Here is a 6,080-nt window from a genome sequence, read left to right as displayed (position 1 = left end):
AGGGCACGCTGGTGCGCCTGGGCGGCACGCGCGAGCAGAAGGTGAACGTGCGCCTGGTCGCGGCCACCAACCGCGACCTCGCGCAGGAGGTGCAGGCCGGGCGCTTCCGGCAGGACCTGTACTACCGGCTCAACGTGATCCCGATCCGCCTGCCCAGCCTGCGCGAGCGCGGGGAGGACGTGCGCGCGCTGGCCCTGCACTTCGTGAACCGGGCCAACCAGGCGCACCAGCGCAACGTGAACCTCGCGCCCGACGCCCTGGCGCGGCTGGAAGCGCACGACTGGCCGGGCAACATCCGCGAGCTGGGCAACCTGATCGAGCGGCTGGTGCTGCTGGCCGACCACACCCTGGTGACGGCGGCCACGCTGGAGCGCTTCATGCCCCAGGCCCAGGGCGCGGCGGCCCCCGCCGGGCAGGCCCGCCCCCTGGTGCGCGACTACCAGAGCGCGCAGTCGCACAGCGCCCAGGCCCTGCGCGACGCCCTGGCCCGGCACCAGGGCAACCAGTCGCGCGCGGCGCAGAGCCTGGGCCTCACCCTGCGCCAGTTCGCCTACCGGGTGAAGAAGCTCCCCCAACTCCCCCCTGCGTCGCCTTCCCCCCGAGGGGGGGACAACACCTGAGGCCCGGCAAAGCCGCTTCCTCGGTGCCTTTGGCCTGCACCTCGCAATGTGTCGACATTGTGTCGACACATTGAAGAGCGCAAGCGGTCCGCAAGCCCTCGGCCGCCCTGGATCGGAAAGCAAAAACAGTTTGCAAATCAAAGGCTTGGAGCGACTTTTGGCGTCCTGCACCGGCCTGGCACAACCGTTGCGAAAGACAGGGCAGGCAATCCCGCCGGCCCCGTCCTTTCGTGAGGTTTCCATGAGCATCGACGCCACCCTGATCGCCCCCGCCCAGTTGCAGGCCCTGCAGTCGTCCGAACCCGTGGTGGTCATCGACACCCGCGACGCCGACACCTATGCCGCCGGCCACATCCCCGGTGCGGTGAACCTGCGCGAGGTCTTCACCTACCTCGCCACCTCCACACCCGAAGGCCTCGAAGCCCTCAAGGCCACCTTTGCCGCCGCGCTGGGCGCCGCCGGCCTTTCGGGCGAGGAAACGGCCGTGTTCTACGAAGACGCGATGAACAGCGGCTACGGCCAGTCCTGCCGGGGCTACTACCTGCTGACCTGGCTGGGCTACCCCAAGATCAAGGTGCTCAACGGCGGCTTCAGCGCCTGGAAGGCTTCCGGCCTGCCGGTCTCCACCGAGGCCACCACGCCTGTGCCCGCCACCTTCCCCGAGCTGGCCGGCAGCGACGTGATGCTCACCCAGGCCGACGTGCAGGCCGCGCTGGGCACCGACACCGTGCTGCTCGATGTGCGCGACGTGGACGAGTGGATCGGTGACAGCTCCTCGCCCTATGGCAAGGACTTCGCGCCGCGCAAGGGCCGCCTGCCGGGTGCCAGGTGGGTGGAGTGGTACCGCTTCATGAAGCCCTCCGCCCAGGGCCCGGTGTTCAAGACGCCCGACGAGGTGAAGGCCGAATGCGCCACCGCCGGCATCGCACCCGACGACACCATCTACCTCTACTGCTTCAAGGGCGCCCGCGCCTCCAACACCTTCCTCGCGCTCAAGCAGGCCGGCTTCAGCGACGTGCGCATGTACTTCGGCTCGTGGAACGAGTGGTCGCGCGACGAGCGACTGCCCATCGAGACCGGCCTGCCGCTGGCCAAGTCGGGCAAGAAGCCCAGCCTGGCGCTCGCCGCCTGATTTCCCCTTCCTTTTTTCAACCCTGGAGACCCCATGTCCGCCACCGACACCCTCGAACCCACCGCCCCCGTCACCACCGTGAAGACCTATCTGCGCCCGATCGACGGCGCCGGCCTCGCCGCCTTCGCCGCCAAGGGCAAGGCCAACCCGGCCAGCCGGGGCACCAACAAGGTCCACACCGTGATGGAGGGCCAGTACCGCTCGCTCTCCACCGTGGGCCAGCACAAGCCGGTGGTGGTGGACGAACCGCTGCACCTGTTTGGCGAAGACACCGCGCCCGCCCCGGGCGAGATCGTGCTCTCGGGCCTGGGCGGCTGCCTGGCCGTGGGCATCACGGCGGTGGCGACCTGGAAGGGCGTCAAGCTCAGCAAGCTCGAGGTCTTCCTGGAAGGCGACATCGGCAACCCCGCTGCCTGGGGCGCCGGTGGCGCGCTGGAGAAGACCCCGCCCGAGATGGGTTTCCAGGCGATCCGCGTGAAGGTGCTGGTGGAAGGCGACGCCCCGCGCGAGGTGCTCGACGAGATCGTGCAGCACGCCAACTTCTATTCGCCCGTGGCCAATACGATGCGCAACCCGATTCCGTTCACCATCGGACTGGTGGACGCATGAACCCGAACGACCTGCCCCGCGAGCTGACCCAGGGGACGTCGGCCGACGAGCTGATCGCCGCGGTGCGCGCCGTGGCGCAAGGTCCCCTGGCCAGCGTGGTCGAGGCGATCGACCGCGAAGGCCACTACCCGCGCGAGGTGTTGCAGCAGCTGGGCGCGATCGGTGCCTTGAGCGCGCACCTGGACGCACCCGTGGGCCGCGCCGACCACGGCCTGGCGATCCGCGCCATGGCCGAGGTCTCGCGCGTCTGCGGCGCCACCGGATTCATGGTGTGGTGCCAGATGGTCTGCGGCCTGTACATGCAGGCCAGCGGCAACCCGGCGCTGGGTGGCGCGGCGCTGCAGGCGCTGGCCAGCGGGGAGGCCCTGGGCGGCACCGCCATGTCCAACCCGATGAAGAGCTACGCGCAGATCGAAAGCCTGCTGCTCAAGGCCACGCCCGTGCAGGGCGGTCACCTGGTCAGCGGCACCCTGCCCTGGGTCAGCAACCTCGGCCCGGGCCACGCCTGCGGCGCGCTCGCGGCGGTGGTGGACGCGCAGGGCGAGCCGCTGGAGCGCGAGCTGATGTTCCTGCTGCGCTGCGACGCGCCGGGCGTGGAACTGCGCGAATGCCCGAGCTTCTCGGCCATGGAAGGCACCGGTACCTACGCGCTGCGGCTCAAGGATGTGTTCGTCGGCGCCGACGATCGCATGGCCGAGCCGGCCAAGCCCTTCATCGCGCGCATCCGGGCGGCCTTCGTGCTGCTCCAGTGCGGCATGGCGGTGGGCGTGACGCAGGGCGCGATCGACAGCATGTGGGCGGTGGAGGCCCAGCTGGGCCATGTGAACCAGTTCCTCGAAGACCGGCCCGACGCCTTGCAGGCCGAGCTGGACGCGCTGAGCGCGCGCGTGATGGCGCTGGCCCAGGCGCCCTTCAACGACAGCGTGGACTTCTTCATCGACGTGCTCGATGCGCGCGCCCACGGCGCGGAGCTCAGCCTGCGCGCCGCGCAGTCGGCCCTGCTGCACCAGGGGGCGCGCGGCTACCTCATGAGCTCGGATGTGCAGCGCCGCGTGCGCGAATCGCACTTCGTGGCCATCGTCACGCCGGCGATCAAGCACCTGCGCAAGGAAATCGCGCGCCTGTCCGCTGAGGAGATGCCGTCATGAACACCGCCGCCCTCTCACCCGTGGCGGCGGCCGTGCAGGCGCTTGCGCCCTACCAGTCGTACCTCTGCGACGCCTGCGGCTACATCTACCACGAGGCCGACGGCGACCCCGACGGCGGCCTGCCACCCGGCACGCGCTACGCCGACATTCCCGACGACTGGTCCTGCCCGCTGTGCGGCATCACCAAGGCCGACTTCCGGCCCTACACACCGCCCACGCTGGAGGCCTTGCGCGCCGCCCTGCCCCCCGGCGCGCCGGTGGCCTCGCGCGGCGGCGCGCCGGGCGTGGTGATCGTGGGTGCCGGCCGCGCCGGCTGGCAGATGGCCGAGGCGCTGCGCGCGCTCGATGCAACGCTGCCGATCACCCTGGTGAGCCAGTGCGCGGGTGACCTGTACGACAAGCCACTGCTGTCCGTCGCGCTGGCGCGCGGGCTCGCGCCCGACCAGCTTGCCAAGGAAAGCGGCGCGGCGGCGGCCAGGCGCCTGAACCTGCGCCTCTTCGCCCACACCCAGGCGGTGCGCATCTGCACCGACACGCGCACCCTGCGCACCACGCGCGGCGTGCTCCGGTACGACCACCTGGTGCTGGCCCACGGCGCCCAGGCCGCGCTGCCCCCGGCGCTGCCCGCCGCCCTGTGCTGGCGCATCAACCACCTCGCCGCCTACCTCAAGCTGCGCGCCGCGCTGGGGGATTCGCCCCAGGACGTGGCCATCGTCGGCGCCGGCTTGATCGGCAGCGAACTCGCCAACGACCTGGCGCTCGGCGGCCACCGCGTCACCCTGCTGGACGTGCAGGCCGCGCCGCTGGCGCGCTGGCCCGCCGAGCAGGCGGGCGCGCCCTTGCTCGAAGCCTGGAAAGACCTGCCGATCCGCTTCGTGGGCGGCGTGCAGGTGACGCAGCTGGAGCGGGTGGCAGGCCGCTACCGCCTGAGCACCGGCTGCGGCCAGCGCTTCGCGGCAGACCAGGTGATTGCCAGCGCCGGCCTGCAGACGCCGACACGGCTCGCCCACAGCGCCGGGCTGGCCTGGCACAACGGCATCGCGGTGGACGCGGCCACGCTGCGCACCAGCGACGAACGCATCCATGCCCTGGGCGACTGCATCGCGGTGAACGGGCAGGCCAGCCGCTTTATCGAGCCGATCGCGCGCCAGGCCCGGGCCATCGCAGCCGCCCTGTGCGGTGCGCCGCCCGCGCCCTACGCACCTCGCGCGGCGGTGGTGCGCGTCAAGACCACCTCGCGCCCGCTCACCCTGCACTGAGCCGCGCGGCGCGGGCGCTCAGGCCTTGCTCTTCTCGTGCGCCAGCGCGAAGGCCAGGATCACCTCGCGCACCACTTTGCGCTGCTCCACCGGCAGGTTCAGGTAGGCATCGAACATCTCGCGCTCCTGGAAGCTCAGGGCCTCGTCCCAGCGCTTGCGCTTGTCCTGCACGCGCTGGCGCACGGCCTGGCCGTAGCGCAACACCTCGGGCTCCACCTTCAGGATCTCCGCCAGCAGCTGCAGCTTGTCCTGCGCGGGGATGGCCTGGCCCTTGAGCCAGCACGACACCGCCTGGAACGACACCGACGTCCCCCAGTAGCGGGCATTGAACAGGTTGTGCAACACACCGGGGCGGGGCTGCAAACCCACCGCCACCATGGCTTCGCGCAGCCGCTGAGCAAATTCGAGCTTCTGATTCATGCATCGAACGCTAGTTTTTGGCCGCGCCAGTGGTTAATATCCACTTGTATGGCAAATTCACATCTTGATTGATTCACTCACCCGAAACCACTTTTCACAGGAGGGCCTCCCATGAGCCGCACAGCTGCACCCCGCTTCACACCCATCACCACCGACCTGTTGCGATGGTGGTTTGGCGAGGAGGCGAGCTGCCTGCGCGGCCGACATGGCTTCCATGATCGCCAGCGCCGGCTGATCGAGCAGACCATTGCCGCGCACGAGGCAATGGACGGGGAATCGCTGCGGCTGCAGCAACCCCTGCACCGCCTGGCGCTGACCCAGGAGGCGCAACAGATCGAGGTGATGCTGGCGCTGCTGGTCTGGCAACTGCTCAACCGCAACGACGCCCGGGCGGCGGGCATCGAAGACCCGCGCTTCACGCGGCATTTCATCCTCATGGCCCCGCACCACCCCAGGCGCGAGCGGCTGCAACAGGTCTTTCGCGGCCTGAACCCGACGGGCGGGCATGGCCCGCGCGACTTCGCCACGAGCGATCTGGCGCGCCTGACGCCCTGGCTCATCCCCACCGCGCGCCGGCAGGAAGTCCACGCCTTCGTGCGCGCCAACGTGTGCGAGGGCGCCCCTTCGCGCAGCCAGGTCGAAAGAGGCGGGGTGATTGCCCTGACCGACGGCCGGGTCGAAGCCCTGGAATGCCTGGCGCGCCTGCCCCACGCCATGTTGTTCGACGACGAAACCCGCCCACCGCACCTCGCCCACCTTCAACAGGACCCGCACGAACTGGGGTGGCGCCACCACGTGCGCCGCTTCGCCTTGTCGCGGCGCGGCTTTGGCGTGCAGGTGGTGTTCTCCGAGCCGCCCGAATTCAGGTTGCGGCTGCGCTGAGCGCGCCCTT

At 70.3% G+C, this 6,080-nt stretch carries 7 protein-coding genes; 6 read left to right on the top strand and 1 reads right to left on the bottom strand.

Features of this window, described 5'->3' with window-relative positions; all coding sequences use genetic code 11:
• The 5 genes from KIT86_RS10630 to KIT86_RS10610 all read left to right on the top strand — a co-directional run.
• Positions 1 to 620 (top strand): sigma 54-interacting transcriptional regulator (locus KIT86_RS10630; protein WP_297398076.1); only part of this gene is annotated, 620 nt, incomplete at its 5' end.
• Between the two features lie 241 nt (positions 621 to 861).
• The gene (locus KIT86_RS10625; RefSeq protein ID WP_297398074.1) at positions 862 to 1,752 is read left to right on the top strand and encodes a sulfurtransferase; all 891 of its coding nucleotides are present in this window, start codon (positions 862 to 864) and stop codon (positions 1,750 to 1,752) included.
• Positions 1,753 to 1,785: 33 nt separating this feature from the next.
• On the top strand, positions 1,786 to 2,361 hold the full coding sequence (locus KIT86_RS10620) for an OsmC family protein (protein ID WP_297398072.1): 576 nt from the start codon (positions 1,786 to 1,788) through the stop codon (positions 2,359 to 2,361).
• A complete protein-coding gene (locus KIT86_RS10615) occupies positions 2,358 to 3,509 on the top strand; it encodes an acyl-CoA dehydrogenase family protein (RefSeq protein WP_297398070.1) in 1,152 nt (383 codons plus the stop codon). Before KIT86_RS10620 ends, KIT86_RS10615 begins: the two co-directional genes overlap by 4 nt.
• Complete coding sequence (locus tag KIT86_RS10610) at positions 3,506 to 4,768, top strand: FAD-dependent oxidoreductase (protein ID WP_297398068.1); 1,263 nt, start codon at positions 3,506 to 3,508, stop codon at positions 4,766 to 4,768. Before KIT86_RS10615 ends, KIT86_RS10610 begins: the two co-directional genes overlap by 4 nt.
• Before the next feature lie 18 nt (positions 4,769 to 4,786).
• Here the strand turns inward: KIT86_RS10610 and KIT86_RS10605 are convergent, their stop codons facing one another.
• The gene (locus KIT86_RS10605; protein ID WP_297398066.1) at positions 4,787 to 5,188 is read right to left on the bottom strand and encodes a transcriptional regulator; all 402 of its coding nucleotides are present in this window, start codon (positions 5,186 to 5,188) and stop codon (positions 4,787 to 4,789) included.
• A 111-nt stretch (positions 5,189 to 5,299) separates the two neighbouring features.
• Here KIT86_RS10605 and KIT86_RS10600 point away from each other — a divergent pair, with 111 nt between their 5' ends.
• Positions 5,300 to 6,070 (top strand): hypothetical protein, encoded by a 771-nt coding sequence (locus KIT86_RS10600; protein WP_297398064.1) that lies wholly within the window; start codon positions 5,300 to 5,302, stop codon positions 6,068 to 6,070.
• The last annotated feature ends 10 nt before the right edge of the window (positions 6,071 to 6,080 follow it).

This window comes from Hydrogenophaga sp. (genome assembly GCF_026125825.1).
Classification (GTDB): Bacteria; Pseudomonadota; Gammaproteobacteria; order Burkholderiales; family Burkholderiaceae_C; genus Hydrogenophaga.
This window is presented reverse-complemented; position numbering and strand designations above follow the sequence as displayed.